We start from the raw sequence: 16693 nt of genomic DNA on the forward strand, positions 1-16693 counted from the left end.
TAAGCCCATAAACGCTGAAAGTACTTGGGGGGCAGCCCCCTGGGAGGATAGGAAGTTGCCAATCTTTTTTTATTTTGGAGTAAAGAAAAAACTATTGACAAAATTGTAAAAAAGTGGTATTATCATCTATGTCTTAAAAAGAAAGCAATAAATAAGGAAACTCTTGTTTACCATACAATAAGTTATGATGTATGGGAGGATTTATAATATCCGTTAGATGAGTGGAGGTGTAAAGAGTGAGAGTAAATATTCAATTAGAGTGTACAGAGTGTAAAAGAAGAAACTACAGTACTTCAAAGAATAAGAAGAACACTACTGAAAGATTAGAATTAAATAAATACTGTAAATGGGACAAAAAAGTAACATTACATAAAGAAACTAAAAAGTAATTCTTGATCTAAGAAGCGTTTACGCTTCTTAGTTAATTATTAAAAGAAAAAACAATTTGCAACAACATGCAGGTCAATGGCTCAATTGGCAGAGCATCGGTCTCCAAAACCGAGGGTTGGGGGTTCGATTCCCTCTTGACCTGCCATTTTTTTATAAAAATAAAATTACTGGTGGTGCAAAATGGGACTAATTAACGATGTAAGAAGAGAGTATTCTAAGGTTCAATGGCCTAGAAGAAAAGAAATAATTGCAGCAACAAGTTGGGTTGTTGCTATGAGTATATTTTTAGGGATATACTTAGGAGTTTTCGATATAATTGCTTCAAGACTTTTAAAGATGCTTGTATCTCTCTTTGGAGGATAAAATGGAAAAAAGCTTAGTAAAAAAATGGTTTATGATTCATACTTATTCGGGGTATGAGAAAAAAGTTAAAACAGACTTAGAACAAAAGATAGAAACTTTAGGGTTATCTAACATAGTAACTAAAGTTTTAGTTCCTGAAGAGGAAACTATCGAAGAGAGAAGAGGAAAGAAAAAGATTATTTCAAGAAAGTTATTCCCAGGGTATGTTATGCTAGAAATGGAAGCTACTAGAGAGGAAAGCGGAGATGGAATAAACTTTAGAGTAGACTCAGATGCTTGGTACGTAGTTAGAAATACTAACGGAGTAACAGGATTCGTTGGAGTAGGATCTGATCCAATTCCAATGGAAGATGATGAAGTTGAAAATATTTTCTCTGTTATAGGATACAAAAATGAAGATGATGAGAAGGCGCTTAAGGAAGTTATAAAAGTCGACTACGAAGTAGGAGATTATGTAAGACTTCTAGCTGAAGGATTTGAAAATCAAGAAGGTAAAGTTGCTGAAATCGATATGGAACATAGAAAAGTTAAGGTTATGATGGAGATGTTTGGTAGAATGACTCCTATCGAAGTAGACCTTGACAGTGTAGAAAAGGCTTAGTTAAATATTGAGCCTGTGGGAGATTGCAAAATCAATACCACAATTTTATGGAGGTGTAATTTAAACAATGGCAAAAGAAGTAATCGGATTAATAAAACTACAATTACCTGCTGGAAAAGCTAACCCTGCTCCACCAGTAGGACCAGCATTAGGACAACACGGAGTTAACATCATGGAATTCTGTAAGGCGTTCAATGCAAAAACTCAAGATAAAGCGGGATGGATCATTCCAGTTGAAATCTCTGTTTATAACGACAGATCTTTCACATTTATCTTAAAAACTCCACCAGCATCAGATTTATTAAAGAAAGCTGCTGGAATTCAATCAGGAGCTCAAAACTCTAAAAAAGAAGTAGCTGGAAAAATCAACACAGCTAAATTAAGAGAAATCGCTGAAACTAAGATGCCAGATTTAAACGCTGGATCAGTAGAAGCTGCTATGAATATCATAGCTGGATCAGCTAGATCAATGGGAATCAAAATAGAGGACTAATTAGAAGTCAATTCTTATTTATGTGATATTAAGTGGTAGGATGAAAACATCCGTTTAACCACAGAAGGAGGAAATTTTCAATGGCAAATAAAAGAGGTAAAAAATACCTAGAAATAGCTAAATTAGTTGAGCAAGGAAGACTATACGAGGTTAAAGAAGCTTTAGAACTTGTAAAAAAGACAAGAACTGCTAACTTCGTAGAAACAGTTGAGATTGCATTAAGATTAGGAGTAGATCCTAGACATGCTGACCAACAAGTTAGAGGTACAGTTGTACTTCCAAACGGAACAGGAAAGACAGTTAAAATATTAGCAATAACTTCAGGAGCTAACGTAGAGAAAGCTTTAGAAGCAGGAGCAGATTATGCAGGAGCAGAAGAATATATCGAGAAAATCCAACAAGGTTGGTTCGACTTTGATATCGTAATCGCTACACCAGACATGATGCCTAAATTAGGAAGACTAGGAAGAGTTTTAGGAACTAAAGGTTTAATGCCTAACCCTAAATCAGGAACAGTTACACCAGATATCGCAACGGCAGTATCTGAGTTCAAGAAAGGAAAACTTGCTTTCAGAGTAGACAAGTTAGGATCAATCCACGCGCCAATCGGTAAAGCGGATTTCTCTGAAGAAGCATTATTAGAGAACTTTACAGCTTTCATCAACGAAATCGTTAGATTAAAGCCAGCAGCTTCTAAAGGTCAATACTTAAGAACTGTAGCAGTATCTTTAACAATGGGACCAGGAGTTAAAATGGATCCAGTTTTAGTTGCAAAAAATTCATAATTAAAATTTGCAAAAATTTGAATTATGTGTTATACTTATAAAGTTGTAAAAATATAACTTTATAATATAAGTTAAAAAGTTGGATAAATAATTAAATATAGATCCAAACCAAAGACCGTAGGTGACGCAAGTCTTAAATATCCTACCGAGGTTGGAAGAAGGTATTCACTAACCTCATAGTTAGATCATGAACCTCCGTTCCTACCTTGGAGCGGAGGTAATTTTAGAGTAAAAGAGGAGGTGAATCAATAATGGCAACTCAATTAAAAAAAGAGCTTGTAGCTGAATTAGTTGAAAAAATATCTAAGGCTCAATCAATCGTTTTAGTTGACTATCAAGGTCTTAAAGTTAACCAAGAGACTGAGTTAAGAAAACAAATGAGAGAAAATGGAGCAGAATACTTAGTTGCTAAGAACAGACTGTTCAAAATAGCACTAGCTGAGGCTGGTATAGCTGATAAATTTGATGATTTACTAGAAGGGACTACTGCATTTGCATTCGGATATGCTGATCCAGTAACTCCAGCGAAAGTAGTTTATGATGTTGAAGCAGCTCAAGCAAAAGCAAACGCAAAGGCAAAGAAAACTATATTCACTATAAAAGGTGGAGTTTTAACAGGTAAGAGAGTTGAAGCTGCAGAGGTAGTAGCACTAGCTAAATTACCTTCTAGAGAGCAACTTCTTTCTATGGTTCTTAACGGAATGCTTGGACCGGTTAGAAAACTTGCTTACGCAACTGTGGCAATCGCTGAGAAGAAAGAAACAGCTGCTGAGTAATCACCAGTTAATTTTAGAGTATTATTGATTTAAAAAAGAAAAAACATTTAGGAAAATTTAAGGAGGAAACAAAATGGCGTTCAATAGAGAGCAATTTATAGCTGATTTAGAAGCTATGTCAGTATTAGAGTTAAGAGAATTAGTAACAGCTTTAGAGGAGCACTTCGGTGTTACTGCTGCTGCACCAGTAGCTGTAGCTGCTGCTGAGGGACCTGCTGTAGAGGAGAAAACTGAGTTTGATGTAGTTTTAACTGCTGCAGGAGCTAACAAAATAGCTGTAATCAAAGAAGTAAGAGGAATTACTGGATTAGGATTAAAAGAAGCTAAAGAAGTAGTAGATAACGGTGGAACAATAAAAGAGGGAGCTTCTAAAGAAGAAGCTGAAGCTATAAAAGCTAAATTAACTGAAGCTGGAGCTACAGTAGAAGTTAAGTAATAACCCTTACAAAGTTACTCAATAGTAACTAGTTATACTTAAATGAAAAAAATAGGCACTCTAACGGGTGCCTTTTTACTCATTATAATGAAAATTATTAAATAATCTATTAAAAAAAGGAAGTTAATACTTAATCTTTTGAAAATAAAAGCCTTTTATTTTCCAAAGATTAGGTATTGATCACTATATGAAATAGTAAGGAGTGTGAATTGATGGGGAAACTCGTTGAAAGATTGAATTTTGGAAGAATCGAAGAAAGAGGGGCTATGCCTCATTTTTTAGAATTCCAACTGGATTCCTATGAAGATTTTCTACAAGCTAAGGAGGCTCCACTTAACAGAAAAGACAAGGGGCTGGAATCGGCTTTTAGAGAAATATTCCCTGTTGAATCTTCAAATGGAGATATAAAGTTAGAATATGTTTCTTACGAGCTACATGAAGCTGAAGCTCCATTGAATGATGAGCTTGAATGTAAGAAAAGAGGGAAAACTTATTCTGCTTCTTTAAAAGTAAGATTAAGACTTACTAACAAGAAGAGTGGAAATGAAATCCAAGAAACACTTGTTTATTTTGGAGAAGTTCCTTTAATGACAGAAAGAGGAACATTTATAATAAATGGTGCAGAGAGAGTAGTTGTATCACAATTACATAGATCTCCAGGAGTATCATTTAATAAAGAAGTTAACATTCAAACAGGAAAAGACTTGTTCTCTGGAAAAATTATTCCTTATAAAGGGACTTGGCTAGAGTTTGAAACTGATAAAAATGATTTCTTAAGCGTTAAAATCGATAGAAAGAAAAAAGTTTTAGCAACTGTATTCTTAAAAGCTGTTGATTTCTTTGATACAAACGAAGAGATAATGGATGAGTTTTTAGATGAGAAAGAAGTTAATTTATCAGAGTACTATTCGAGATACACAAATAAAGAAGAACTTATTAGTGTTCTTAAAACAAGAATCGAAGGAAGCTTCATAAAAGAGGATATCTTCAATGAAGAGACTGGAGAAGTTTTATTTGAAACTAAACAACTAATAACAGAAGCTGTTATATTTGAATTAGTGGATTCTAAAATTGAGAATATATTAGTTTGGGAAGTAAAACCAGAGGATAAAGTTTTTGCTAATACTATAGTAAATGACACTGGAGATACAAAAGAAGAAGCTGTAACAGAGGTATTTAAGAAATTAAGACCTGGAGATTTAGTGACAATAGATTCGGCTAGATCTTTAATTAAGCAAATGTTCTTCAATCCACAAAGATATGATTTAGAGCCAGTTGGAAGATATAAGATGAACAAGAGATTAAAGCTTGATCTTCCAGAAGATGAGATTCTATTAACTAAAGAAGATGTAATTGCAACAATAAAGTATGTAATTTCATTAAATAATGGAAAAGGTCATACTGATGATATAGATAACTTATCTAATAGAAGAGTTAGAGGAGTTGGAGAACTTCTATTAATGCAAATTAAAGCTGGATTATCTAAGATGGGTAAAATGGTAAAAGAGAAAATGACTATACAAGATGTAGAAACATTAACTCCGCAATCATTATTAAACACTAGACCACTAAACGCATTAGTTTTAGATTTCTTTGGTTCTGGACAATTGTCACAATTCATGGATCAGTCAAACCCATTAGCAGAGTTAACTCATAAGAGAAGAATATCTGCACTTGGACCAGGAGGACTTTCAAGAGAAAGAGCCGGGTTCGAGGTAAGAGACGTTCATGATTCACATTATGGAAGAATTTGTCCAATAGAGACACCAGAAGGACCAAACATCGGTCTTATTGGATCTTTAGCAATATATGCAAAAGTTAATTCATACGGATTTATTGAAACACCATATGTAAAAGTAGAAAATGGAGTTGCAAACTTTGATAACATTCACTACTTAGCAGCAGATGAAGAAGAAGGATTATTCATCGCCCAAGCCGATACAAAGCTTGGAGAAAATGCAGAACTATTAGGTGACGTTGTATGTAGATATGGACATGAAATTGTTCATATACCTGGAGAAAAAGTACATTACTTAGATGTATCACCAAAGCAAGTGGTATCAGTTTCAGCAGGATTAATTCCATTCTTAGAGCACGATGATGCGAATAGAGCACTTATGGGATCGAACATGCAAAGACAAGCGGTACCATTATTAAGAACTGAAGCACCTTTCATAGGAACTGGACTTGAAAGAAAAGTTGCTGTTGATTCAGGAGCAGTAATTTCTGCAAAAGCAAAAGGTAAGATAACTTATGTTGATGCTAAAGAAATTATTATAGAAGATGCTGAAGGAAAAGTTTACAAGCACAGATTACTTAACTTTGAAAGATCAAACCAAGCGATGTGTTTACACCAAACTCCATTAGTAGATTTAGGTCAAGAAGTTGAACTAGGTCAAGTAATAGCTGATGGACCAGCAACAAAAGGTGGAGATTTAGCACTTGGAAGAAACATCTTAATGGCATTTATGCCATGGGAAGGATATAACTACGAGGATGCGATTCTGATATCTGATAGATTAAGAAAAGACGACGTATTTACATCAATCCACATTGAAGAGTACGAAATAGAAGCTAGAAACACTAAATTAGGTGATGAAGAGATTACAAGAGAAATACCAAATGTATCTGAGGAAGCGTTAAAGAATTTAGACTCAAGAGGTATAATTGTTGTAGGATCTGAAGTTGGACCAGGAGATATTTTAGTTGGAAAGACTGCACCAAAAGGTGAATCTGAGCCACCAGCAGAAGAAAAGTTATTAAGAGCTATCTTCGGAGAAAAAGCAAGAGATGTAAGAGATACATCATTAAAAATGCCTCATGGATCTAAAGGAACAGTTGTTGAAGTTCTTGAATTATCAAGAGAAAACGGAGACGAATTAAAGGCTGGAGTAAATAGATCAATAAGAGTATTTATAGCAGAAAAAAGAAAGATAACTGTTGGAGATAAAATGTCAGGAAGACATGGTAACAAAGGTGTTGTTTCTAGAGTTTTACCAGCAGAAGATATGCCATTCTTAGCAGATGGTACTCACTTAGACGTTGTTATCAACCCACTAGGGGTTCCTTCGCGTATGAACATTGGACAGGTTCTAGAGGTTCACTTAGGAATGGCTATGGGTAAATTAAATGGTGGAACTTATTTATCAACTCCAGTATTTGATGGTGCAACAGAAGAGCAAGTAAAAGATTACTTAGAAAAAGCAGGATACCCAAGAAAAGGTAAGGTTACATTATTTGATGGAAGAACTGGAGATAAATTCGATAATCCAGTAACAGTTGGAAGAATGTATATGTTAAAACTTCACCATCTAGTTGAAGATAAGATGCATGCGAGAGCAATTGGACCATACTCATTAGTAACACAACAACCTCTTGGAGGAAAAGCACAATTCGGAGGACAAAGACTTGGAGAGATGGAAGTTTGGGCTTTAGAAGCATATGGAGCTTCAAATATCCTTCAAGAAATGTTAACGGTTAAGTCTGACGATGTAACAGGTAGAACAAAAACTTATGAAGCGATTGTAAAAGGTGAAGAGATGCCAGAGGCAGATTTACCAGAGTCATTTAAGGTTCTATTAAAAGAGTTCCAAGCGTTAGCACTAGACGTAGAACTTTTTGATGCTAATAACGAGTTAATTAACGTTAACGAAGAGTTAGGAAAAGACGAAACAATAGTTGAGTTTTCTTTATCTGACCAAATAAACTAATTTAAGTTAAAATTGAATATGATGATAGATGAAAGCTTTATCTCATTTAAGGAGGCTTTGTATTTAATATGGGAATTAAAAGTTTTGAGAAGATTAGAATTAAACTAGCTTCTCCAGAGAAGATAGAAGATTGGTCGTACGGAGAAGTTACGAAACCAGAAACAATAAACTACAGAACATTAAATCCAGAAATGGATGGATTATTCTGTGAGAGAATATTCGGACCATCGAAAGATTGGGAATGTTCTTGTGGAAAATATAAGAGAATGAGATATAAAGGACTAGTTTGTGAGAAATGTGGAGTTGAAGTAACTAAGTCTAAAGTAAGAAGAGAGAGAATGGGGCATATAGCATTAGCTGCCCCTGTAGCTCACATCTGGTATTCTAAAGGAACACCAAATAAGATGTCTCTTATTTTAGGGATTTCTCCAAAAGAGTTAGAATCTGTTCTATACTTTGCTAGATACATTGTAACTGCTAGTGAAGAACCAACATTAAAAATTGGTAAAATTATAACTGAAAAAGAGTACAAGCTATATAAGCAAATGTACGGAAGACAGTTTGAAGCAAAGATGGGTGCTGAAGCAATTTTAAAGTTATTAGAAATGATAAATTTAGAAGAGTTAAGAGTAGAGTTAGAAAAAGAACTTGAAGATGTAAATTCAGCTCAAAAAAGAAAGAAATTAGTAAAAAGATTAAAAATAACAAGAGACTTTATAGCATCTGGTAACTTACCACAATGGATGATATTAAAGAATGTTCCAGTTATACCAGCTGATTTAAGACCAATGGTACAATTAGATGGTGGAAGATTTGCTACTTCTGACTTAAACGATCTTTATAGAAGAGTTATCAACAGAAATAACAGATTAAAGAGACTTTTAGAAATAAAAGCTCCAGAAATCGTAGTTAAAAATGAAAAGAGAATGCTTCAAGAAGCAGTAGATGCTCTTATTGATAACGGAAGAAGAGGAAAACCAGTTGTTGCACAAAATAACAGAGAGTTAAAATCACTTTCTGATATGCTAAAAGGAAAGCAAGGAAGATTCAGACAAAACCTTCTTGGAAAAAGAGTAGATTACTCTGCAAGATCGGTTATTGTTGTAGGACCTTCTTTAAAAATGCACCAATGTGGAATTCCTAAAAAGATGGCTTTAGAGCTTTACAAGCCTTTCATAATGAGAGAGTTAGTAAAGAGAGAGTTAGCATCTAACATAAAAACAGCTAAAAAATTAGTTGAAGATGCAGACGATAAAGTATGGGATGTAATTGAGGATGTAATCCAAGATCATCCAGTTCTATTAAATAGAGCTCCGACTCTACATAGACTGTCAATCCAAGCTTTTGAGCCTGTATTAATAGAAGGAAAAGCAATAAGACTGCATCCTCTAGTATGTTCTGCATTTAATGCCGACTTCGATGGAGACCAAATGGCAGTTCACTTAATGTTATCACCTGAAGCTATAATGGAAGCAAAACTTCTTATGTTAGCTCCAAACAACATCATATCTCCATCAAATGGAGAGCCAATAGCTGTACCTTCTCAAGATATGGTTATGGGATGTTTCTATATGACAAAAGATAGACCTGGAGCAAAAGGAGAAGGAAAAGCATTCTCTAATAAAGAGCAAGTTTTAACAGCTTATGACAGAGGAATCTTAGATACTCACGCTGTAGTAAATGTTAGAATTAATGGTGAAATGGTAAAAACTACTCCAGGAAGAATCATGTTCAATGAAATGCTACCTGAAGTTAATAAGCAATATGATGTAACATTCGGAAAATCTCAATTAAAGAAACTTATCGGTAAATTATATGAGATGCATGGATTTACAAAAACAGCTGAATTAATCAATGATATTAAAAACTTCGGATATCACTATGCAACATTCGCTGGGGTATCAGTAGGAATAGAAGATCTTGAAATTCCAGAAACTAAAAAATCAATTTTAGAAGAAGCAGATCAAAAAGTTGCTGAAATTGAAGCTGATTATAAAGCTGGAAAGATAATCAACGAAGAGAGATACAGAAAAACAGTAGCTCTTTGGTCAGAAACAACAGCAAAAGTTACAGACGCAATGATGAGCGGACTAGATCAGTTTAACCCAGTTTACATGATGGCGAACTCTGGAGCCAGAGGATCGATCGCACAGATGAGACAACTAGCGGCAATGAGAGGAAACATGGCCGATACGCAAGGAAGAATCATCGAGGTACCAATTAAAGCCAACTTCAGAGAAGGTCTAACAGTACTAGAATTCTTCATGTCATCACATGGAGCTAGAAAAGGTCTAGCAGATACGGCACTGAGAACTGCCGATTCAGGATATCTAACAAGAAGACTTGTTGATATATCGCATGAAGTTATTGTTAACTCAATCGATTGTGGAACTCATGAAGGAATTGAAGTAGCAGAGCTAGTTTCAGATGGTCAAGTAATTGAAAAATTATCTGAGAGATTAGTAGGAAGAGTACCTGCTGAAGATGTAATCTTCGAAGGTGAAGTAATAGCTAGAAGAAACGAGATGTTCACAAAAGAGCAAATCGCTAGAATTACAGAATTAGAAATAAAGAAAATAAAAATTAGATCTCCATTAACTTGTAGCCTTGAAAAAGGTGTTTGTCAAAAATGTTATGGAATGGATCTAGCTAACCATAAAGAAATCCTACTAGGAGAAGCGGTTGGAGTTATAGCAGCTCAATCAATCGGGGAACCTGGTACACAGCTTACAATGAGAACGTTCCATACAGGAGGAGTTGCGACAGCAACTGCAGCTGCGACAAGTATTAAAGCTGAAAATACAGGAAAAGTTGTATTTAAAGAGATTAAAATTCTAGAAAACCAAGAAACTCAAGAGAAAATTGTAGTTTCTCAATCAGCTAAAATTTTAATTGGAAACTATGACTATGAAATCGCATCAGGATCTATATTAAAAGTTGAGGAAGGTCAAGAAGTTAAACCAGGAGATATTCTAGTTACTTTCGATCCTTACCACATCCCTATTATAGCTAACCAAGATGGAAGAATAGAATATAGAGAGCTATATGTAAAAGAAAACTTCGATGAGAAGTATAACGTTACAGAATATATGGCTATAAAAACTGTAGAATCGGGAGATTCAAACCCAAGAGTAGTTATCTTTGATGAGGAAGGAAACGCAAAAGAAAGTTACTCAATACCATTTGGAGCATACTTAATGGTAAGAGAGGGAGAATCAGTAAGAACAGGACAAATCATAGCTAAGATCATAAAAGAAGGAGAAGGAACGAAAGATATCACTGGAGGTCTTCCGAGAATTCAAGAGCTATTCGAAGCTAGAAATCCTAAAGGAAAAGCTATCTTATCAGAGATAGAAGGAAAAGTAGAAGTTACAGGTAGAAAGAAGAAAGGTATGAGAGTAATAATCATAAGATCTACTTCAGATACTGAAAACTTCAAAGAATACTTAGCACCAGTTGGAGAACATTTAGTTGTAACAGATGGAATGTTAATAAAAGCTGGGGATAAGATTACAGATGGAGCTATATCACCATTTGACGTTTTAAACATCAAAGGATTAGTTGCAGCAGAGCAGTTCATACTAGAATCTGTACAACAAGTATATAGAGACCAAGGAGTTACTGTAAACGATAAACATATAGAAATTATCGTTAAGCAGATGTTCAAGAAAGTAAGAATAGTAGAATCGGGAGCTTCATTATTCCTAGAAGACGAGGTTGTAGAGAAGAGAGTTGTTGAATTAGAAAACAACAAGTTAAGAGCAGAAGGAAAAGCAGAAATCAAATATGAGCCTGTTATCCAAGGTATTACAAAAGCCGCTGTTAACACAGGAAGTTTCATATCAGCAGCATCGTTCCAAGAAACTACGAAAGTACTTTCAAATGCAGCAATAGAAGGTAAAGAAGACTACTTAGAGGGACTAAAAGAAAACGTAATTATAGGTAAGAAGATACCAGCAGGTACTGGATATAAAGCTTATAAGAACATAGTTCCAGTTGAGATAGAGGACTAATAAAATAGGCGACTTTGTCGCCTATTTTAGCATTTTATTTATGAGAGGTTGATGTTATGAGAAGTATGACAGGTTATTCAAAAGAATATTTTGAAAACGAAAAATATTCAATATCTTTAGAAATAAAGAGTGTAAATAATAAGAACTTAAATTTAAAAATAAAATCACCTCATATGCTAAATTTTTTGGAAAATAAAATCAGAACAGAGGTTGCTTCTAAAGTTACAAGAGGAAGTATAGATTTAAAAATTGAATTTCATGATAAGAGAGAAGTTGATAATCTTTTTGAATATGATAAAAATATGACAGCTTCTTATTTGAAAGTTTTAAATGCTATAGAGAATGAATATAACGAAAAGTTTAGTAACAAACTTGATTTACTAGTTAAGAATTTAAATGTCATTAGAAGAAATGATTTAGAGATAGATGAAAAAGAATATGAACAATTTGTGATAAGTAATTTACATGTACTTTTAGATTCATTTATTGAAATGAAAGAGTCTGAAGGAATGAGAATGAAGAGATATTTCCTAGAATGTATTGAGATTATAGAAAAAAATGTTTCTATAATAAAATCATTAAAAGAAAATATTGTTACAAATTATAAAGAGAAGCTATTAGAAAGATTATCTAAAGTAACAGATATAGAATTTAATGACGAGATGTTATTGAGAGAAGTTTTGTTATTTACAGATAAATCTGATATTTCAGAAGAGGTTTCTAGATTAGAAAGTCATCTTTGTCAATTAAAAATAGAGTTAAATTCTATAAATACAGGTATAGGAAAGAAAATTGATTTTATTCTTCAAGAGATTTTTAGAGAATTAAATACGTCTGGGGTAAAATGTAATTTGTATGATATTTCAAAACTTATTGTAGAATGTAAAAATGAAATTGAAAAAATTAGAGAACAAGCTCTAAATATAGAATAAAGGAGAATGCAAATGAAAAAGGGAGAACTATTTATTGTTTCTGGTCCTAGTGGTGCTGGAAAATCGACAATATGTAGAATAGTTAGAAAACAGTTAGGTATAAATTTAGCAACTTCAGCTACGACTCGTGCTCCAAGAGAAGGGGAATTACACGGAAGAGATTATTATTTCTTAACAGTAGACGAGTTTAAAGATAAGATTGAAAAAAATGAATTCTTAGAATATGCAACTGTTCATACTAACTACTATGGAACTTTAAAATCTGAAGTAGAATCAAGATTAGCTTCTGGAGAAAATGTTATTCTTGAGATAGATGTTCAAGGAGGACTTCAGGTTAAAGCTGTGTATCCAACTGCTCATTTAGTATTCTTTAAAACGCCAACAATGGAAGATTTAGAGAGAAGACTAAGAGGAAGAAAAACAGATAGTGAAGAGACTATTCAACTTAGATTAAAAAACTCAATACAAGAATTAGAATATGAAAAAGATTATGATATAACAATTATTAACTATACTGTTGAAAAATCATGCGAAGAGTTAGTAAAAATTATAAATTCTAAAAACTAGGAGGATCTTATGAAAAAAGTAATTACTTATGATGAATTATTAGATAAAATACCTAATAAGTACACATTGACAATAACGGCTGGGAAGAGAGCAAGAGAGATAGGTAAAGGAGCTCCTGTATTAACAAAGGTTTCTAAAAAAGATACTGTTGTTAAAAAGACTTTCAGAGAAATAGTAGATGGAAGAATAACTTTTGCCGAAGTTGCGGAGGAGTTAGCAAATGACTAAGAGTAGAAATATATTTCTACTCTTTTTACTTTTTTTACTATTATTGGGGTGTGAAAAAAAGGTTGAAAGAGTAGATGAGGAAAGATTTGCGTTTGGAACATTTTTTAAGGTGACAATATTTTCTAATGATACAAAAAATGCAAAAGAAAATATAGAATTAGCATTGAAAGAGATTGAAAGAATAGATAATAGATATAATAGTAAAATCAAGGGTAGTTTGATTGATAATTTAAATGAAAAAAAGAAAGAGACTTTTGATGATGAAGGAATTTACCTTTTAAAAGAGGTTTCAAAAAAATATGATTTATCAAATGGAAAATATGATATTACAATGGAACCTTTAATGATGGTATGGGGATTTTCAGATGAAGTTCCAGCTCGGACAGAACTACCGACAAAAGAAGAGTTAGAAAAAGCTTCACAAAGTGTAGATTTTTCAAAAATAAAAATAGATGATTATAATGTAAAGATAGAAGATTTGAAAATAAAAATAGATACAGGATCATTTTTAAAAGGTTATGCAGTAAAGAAGGCAGGAGAAAAGATGCGAAAGGCTGGAGTAAAGAGTGGATTTATATCAGCTATTTCAAGTATTGAGGCGATTGGAACAAAGGGAGATGGAACACCTTGGAAAATTGGAATTCAAAATCCTGATAATCCATCTGAAATATTAGGAATTGTGGAGTTGAATGATCAAAGTATGGGTGTTTCTGGTGATTATCAAACTTATGTAGAAATCGATGGGAAAAAATATCACCATATCCTAGATAAAGAAACAAAATATCCAGTACACGATAAAAAAATGGTAGTTGTTGTGAATAAAAATTCATTTGAGGCAGATATGTTATCAACAGCATTTTTCCTTATGCCAATAGAAAAAATCTTAGAAAAAGCCAATACTACACCAGATTTGGATGTTTTAATTGTGGATAAAAATGATAAAATAATCGTTTCGGAAAATTTAAATTTTAGTAATAAGAATTAAAAAATAAAGAAAAAAAGAACTTTGTTTTTTCTTGAAATATCCCAGACTTTCTCGTATACTTTAAACATACTAAGTATACTGGGAGGTTTTAAAAGTGGAACAAATGATCTATTTAGGAATTTTCGGTGGTATTATAGCACTATTAGCAGCATCATTCTATTCAAAGAAAGTTCAAAGTTATGAGATTAATATTCCGAGAGTGGCTGAGATAACAGATGCAATCAGAGAAGGAGCGATGGCTTTTCTTTCGGCGGAATATAAAATTTTGATTTGGTTTGTGGCAGCTGTAGCAGTTTTACTAGGAGTATTTTTAGCACCAATGGTAGCAATAACATTTGTGATTGGAGCTTTAACATCAGCTTTGGCAGGAAACATAGGAATGAGGATAGCAACAAAAGCAAATGGAAGAACATCGATAGCAGCAAAAGAAGGTGGATTATCTAAAGCTTTAGATGTAGCATTTGCGGGAGGAGCCGTTATGGGTCTTTCAGTTGTTGGTCTAGGAATGTTAGGATTAACAATATTGATATTAATATTTGATTGGGATGTAAGTATAATTACAGGATTTGGAATGGGAGCTTCATCAATAGCTTTATTTGCTAGAGTTGGTGGAGGAATTTACACTAAGGCGGCAGATGTAGGAGCTGACTTAGTAGGAAAAGTAGAAGCTGGAATTCCAGAAGATGATCCAAGAAACCCTGCAACTATAGCAGATAACGTAGGAGATAATGTAGGAGATGTTGCTGGAATGGGAGCGGATCTTTTTGAGTCGTATGTTGGATCGATAATAGCAACATTGGCCATTGGAGCTGCAATGGGAGCAAAAGAGTATTTGTTAGCACCGATAATGATTTCAGCCTTTGGAATTATTGCTTCAATAATAGCAACATTAACAGTAAAAACAGAAAATCCAGATGAAGTTTATCATAAACTTGAAAATGGAACTAGAATAGCAGGACTGCTATCTATAATAGCTTCGTTTGGGGTTATTAAGTATTTAAAACTGCCTTTGGGAATATTTTGGGCAATCGTAGCAGGATTAGTAGCAGGACTAGTAATTGCGTATTTTACGGGATTATATACAGATACTGGAAAAAAAGCTGTAAACAGAATTTCAGATGCGGCTAGAACAGGTCCTGCAACAACAATAATAGAGGGGTTAGCAGTAGGAATGGAATCGACAGTTGCTCCAATGTTGATCATTTCAATAGCAATAATAGTGGCATATAAATTTGCAGGATTATACGGGATATCGATAGCAGCAGTAGGAATGTTATCAACTACAGGAATGGTAGTAGCAGTAGATGCTTATGGACCGGTTGCAGATAATGCCGGTGGAATAGCAGAAATGGCTGAATTACCTCACGAAGTAAGAGAGTGCACAGATAAATTGGATGCGGTTGGAAACTCGACAGCAGCGGTAGGAAAAGGATTTGCGATAGGATCAGCAGCATTAACAGCGTTATCTTTATTTGCAGCTTATAAAGAATCGATTCAAAAAGCATCAGGAACAGATTTTGTATTAGATATTATCAATCCAGACGTAATCGTAGGAATCTTTATAGGTGGAATGTTAACATTCTTATTCTCAGCTTTAACTATGACAGCAGTAGGAAAAGCAGCTATGGAGATGGTTGAAGAAGTAAGAAGACAATTTAGAGAAATTCCAGGAATAATGGAAAAGACAACTAAACCAGATTATAAGAGATGTGTTGAAATATCAACTCACTCATCTTTAAGAGAGATGCTAATTCCAGGAATTTTAGCTGTATTAGCTCCAGTAGTAGTGGGATTATGGTCACCTCAAGCTCTAGGAGGATTACTAGCAGGAGCCTTAGTAACAGGAATTTTAATGGCTATAATGATGGCCAATGCCGGTGGAGCTTGGGATAATGCTAAGAAACAAATAGAAGCTGGTTATAAAGGTGATGGTAAAGGTTCGGAGAGACATAAAGCAGCAGTAGTAGGAGATACAGTAGGAGATCCATTTAAAGATACTTCAGGACCTTCATTAAACATTTTAATAAAACTTATGAGTATAGTTTCTCTTGTGTTAGTTCCATTGTTTGTTTAAAAAAATTAGTCCTAGAAAAAATCTAGGACTTTTTATTTTTAATTGAATAAAAAAAGGAAAAAAATAAAAAAATAGAAGAGTAAGAAGGGGTATTTTTAAGAAAAAGTAGCAAAATAAAGTTGGTTCTAAAAAAGTGGGAATAATAGAGTCAAAAAAAGGTAAAAAATAGATATTTAACTTGCTTGACTTTAACTAGTATATTAGATAGAATTTGAATACTTAAATGTTAGGGATGTAAGAAATTAAAATATAGATTAAAACTCATGAATCTGTTAACTAAAGATGAAAAATAGGTCCAATTCCTTAAAAAGGGATAAAGATTTTCGATTTGAAATAATTT

At 33.6% G+C, this 16693-nt stretch carries 14 protein-coding genes, 1 tRNA gene and 1 other annotated feature; all 15 genes read left to right on the top strand.

The window, feature by feature from the left end; genetic code table 11:
- Positions 1-236: 236 nt before the first annotated feature.
- The 15 genes from rpmG (at position 237) to L992_RS06545 (ending at position 16353) form a co-directional block, all read left to right on the top strand.
- Complete coding sequence (gene rpmG / locus L992_RS06475) at positions 237-389, top strand: 50S ribosomal protein L33 (protein WP_023051526.1); 153 nt, start codon at positions 237-239, stop codon at positions 387-389.
- 70 nt (positions 390-459) lie between these two features.
- Positions 460-535: transfer RNA gene (locus L992_RS06480), tRNA-Trp, on the top strand.
- A gap of 35 nt (positions 536-570) precedes the next feature.
- Complete coding sequence (gene secE / locus L992_RS06485; RefSeq protein ID WP_047383903.1) at positions 571-753, top strand: preprotein translocase subunit SecE; 183 nt, start codon at positions 571-573, stop codon at positions 751-753.
- A 1-nt stretch (position 754) separates the two neighbouring features.
- Complete coding sequence (gene nusG / locus L992_RS06490) at positions 755-1354, top strand: transcription termination/antitermination protein NusG (protein WP_047395126.1); 600 nt, start codon at positions 755-757, stop codon at positions 1352-1354.
- 67 nt (positions 1355-1421) lie between these two features.
- Positions 1422-1847, top strand: a complete 426-nt coding sequence (gene rplK, locus L992_RS06495; protein ID WP_047383908.1) for a 50S ribosomal protein L11 — start codon at positions 1422-1424, stop codon at positions 1845-1847.
- 80 nt (positions 1848-1927) lie between these two features.
- Positions 1928-2632 carry a 50S ribosomal protein L1 gene (rplA, locus tag L992_RS06500; RefSeq protein WP_047383910.1) on the top strand — a complete coding sequence of 235 codons (705 nt, stop codon included), beginning with the start codon at positions 1928-1930 and terminating at the stop codon, positions 2630-2632.
- 90 nt (positions 2633-2722) lie between these two features.
- Positions 2723-2865: a sequence feature (ribosomal protein L10 leader region), on the top strand.
- 18 nt (positions 2866-2883) lie between these two features.
- Complete coding sequence (gene rplJ / locus L992_RS06505; RefSeq protein WP_047383913.1) at positions 2884-3408, top strand: 50S ribosomal protein L10; 525 nt, start codon at positions 2884-2886, stop codon at positions 3406-3408.
- A gap of 73 nt (positions 3409-3481) precedes the next feature.
- Positions 3482-3844 (top strand): 50S ribosomal protein L7/L12, encoded by a 363-nt coding sequence (gene rplL / locus L992_RS06510; RefSeq protein WP_047383916.1) that lies wholly within the window; start codon positions 3482-3484, stop codon positions 3842-3844.
- A 212-nt stretch (positions 3845-4056) separates the two neighbouring features.
- Positions 4057-7554 (top strand): DNA-directed RNA polymerase subunit beta, encoded by a 3498-nt coding sequence (gene rpoB, locus L992_RS06515; RefSeq protein ID WP_047383917.1) that lies wholly within the window; start codon positions 4057-4059, stop codon positions 7552-7554.
- Positions 7555-7622: 68 nt separating this feature from the next.
- The gene (rpoC, locus tag L992_RS06520) at positions 7623-11567 is read left to right on the top strand and encodes a DNA-directed RNA polymerase subunit beta' (protein WP_047383919.1); all 3945 of its coding nucleotides are present in this window, start codon (positions 7623-7625) and stop codon (positions 11565-11567) included.
- A 56-nt stretch (positions 11568-11623) separates the two neighbouring features.
- The gene (locus tag L992_RS06525) at positions 11624-12499 is read left to right on the top strand and encodes a YicC/YloC family endoribonuclease (RefSeq protein WP_047383921.1); all 876 of its coding nucleotides are present in this window, start codon (positions 11624-11626) and stop codon (positions 12497-12499) included.
- 12 nt (positions 12500-12511) lie between these two features.
- Positions 12512-13066 (top strand): guanylate kinase, encoded by a 555-nt coding sequence (gmk, locus tag L992_RS06530; protein ID WP_047383923.1) that lies wholly within the window; start codon positions 12512-12514, stop codon positions 13064-13066.
- Between the two features lie 9 nt (positions 13067-13075).
- Positions 13076-13294 carry a DNA-directed RNA polymerase subunit omega gene (gene rpoZ / locus L992_RS06535; RefSeq protein WP_047383925.1) on the top strand — a complete coding sequence of 73 codons (219 nt, stop codon included), beginning with the start codon at positions 13076-13078 and terminating at the stop codon, positions 13292-13294.
- Positions 13287-14279, top strand: coding sequence for an FAD:protein FMN transferase (locus L992_RS06540; protein WP_047395129.1), 993 nt, complete (start codon positions 13287-13289; stop codon positions 14277-14279). Before rpoZ ends, L992_RS06540 begins: the two co-directional genes overlap by 8 nt.
- A gap of 103 nt (positions 14280-14382) precedes the next feature.
- Positions 14383-16353: a sodium-translocating pyrophosphatase gene (locus L992_RS06545; protein WP_047383939.1), complete on the top strand. Its 1971-nt coding sequence runs from the start codon at positions 14383-14385 to the stop codon at positions 16351-16353.
- Positions 16354-16693: the final 340 nt, after the last annotated feature.

It is taken from the genome of Cetobacterium sp. ZOR0034 (assembly GCF_000799075.1).
Lineage (GTDB): Bacteria > Fusobacteriota > Fusobacteriia > Fusobacteriales > Fusobacteriaceae > Cetobacterium_A.

Excerpts from the sequence above, each read along its gene's own strand:
- rplL (WP_047383916.1), top strand. The coding sequence starts at position 3,482 with ATGGCGTTCAATAGAGAGCAATTTATAGCTGATTTAGAAGCTATGTCA.
- rplK (WP_047383908.1), top strand. The coding sequence starts at position 1,422 with ATGGCAAAAGAAGTAATCGGATTAATAAAACTACAATTACCTGCTGGA.
- rpoZ (WP_047383925.1), top strand. The coding sequence starts at position 13,076 with ATGAAAAAAGTAATTACTTATGATGAATTATTAGATAAAATACCTAAT.
- gmk (WP_047383923.1), top strand. The coding sequence starts at position 12,512 with ATGAAAAAGGGAGAACTATTTATTGTTTCTGGTCCTAGTGGTGCTGGA.
- secE (WP_047383903.1), top strand. The coding sequence starts at position 571 with ATGGGACTAATTAACGATGTAAGAAGAGAGTATTCTAAGGTTCAATGG.
- nusG (WP_047395126.1), top strand. The coding sequence starts at position 755 with ATGGAAAAAAGCTTAGTAAAAAAATGGTTTATGATTCATACTTATTCG.
- rpoC (WP_047383919.1), top strand. The coding sequence starts at position 7,623 with ATGGGAATTAAAAGTTTTGAGAAGATTAGAATTAAACTAGCTTCTCCA.
- L992_RS06525 (WP_047383921.1), top strand. The coding sequence starts at position 11,624 with ATGAGAAGTATGACAGGTTATTCAAAAGAATATTTTGAAAACGAAAAA.
- rpoB (WP_047383917.1), top strand. The coding sequence starts at position 4,057 with ATGGGGAAACTCGTTGAAAGATTGAATTTTGGAAGAATCGAAGAAAGA.
- L992_RS06540 (WP_047395129.1), top strand. The coding sequence starts at position 13,287 with ATGACTAAGAGTAGAAATATATTTCTACTCTTTTTACTTTTTTTACTA.
- L992_RS06545 (WP_047383939.1), top strand. The coding sequence starts at position 14,383 with ATGATCTATTTAGGAATTTTCGGTGGTATTATAGCACTATTAGCAGCA.
- rplJ (WP_047383913.1), top strand. The coding sequence starts at position 2,884 with ATGGCAACTCAATTAAAAAAAGAGCTTGTAGCTGAATTAGTTGAAAAA.
- rplA (WP_047383910.1), top strand. The coding sequence starts at position 1,928 with ATGGCAAATAAAAGAGGTAAAAAATACCTAGAAATAGCTAAATTAGTT.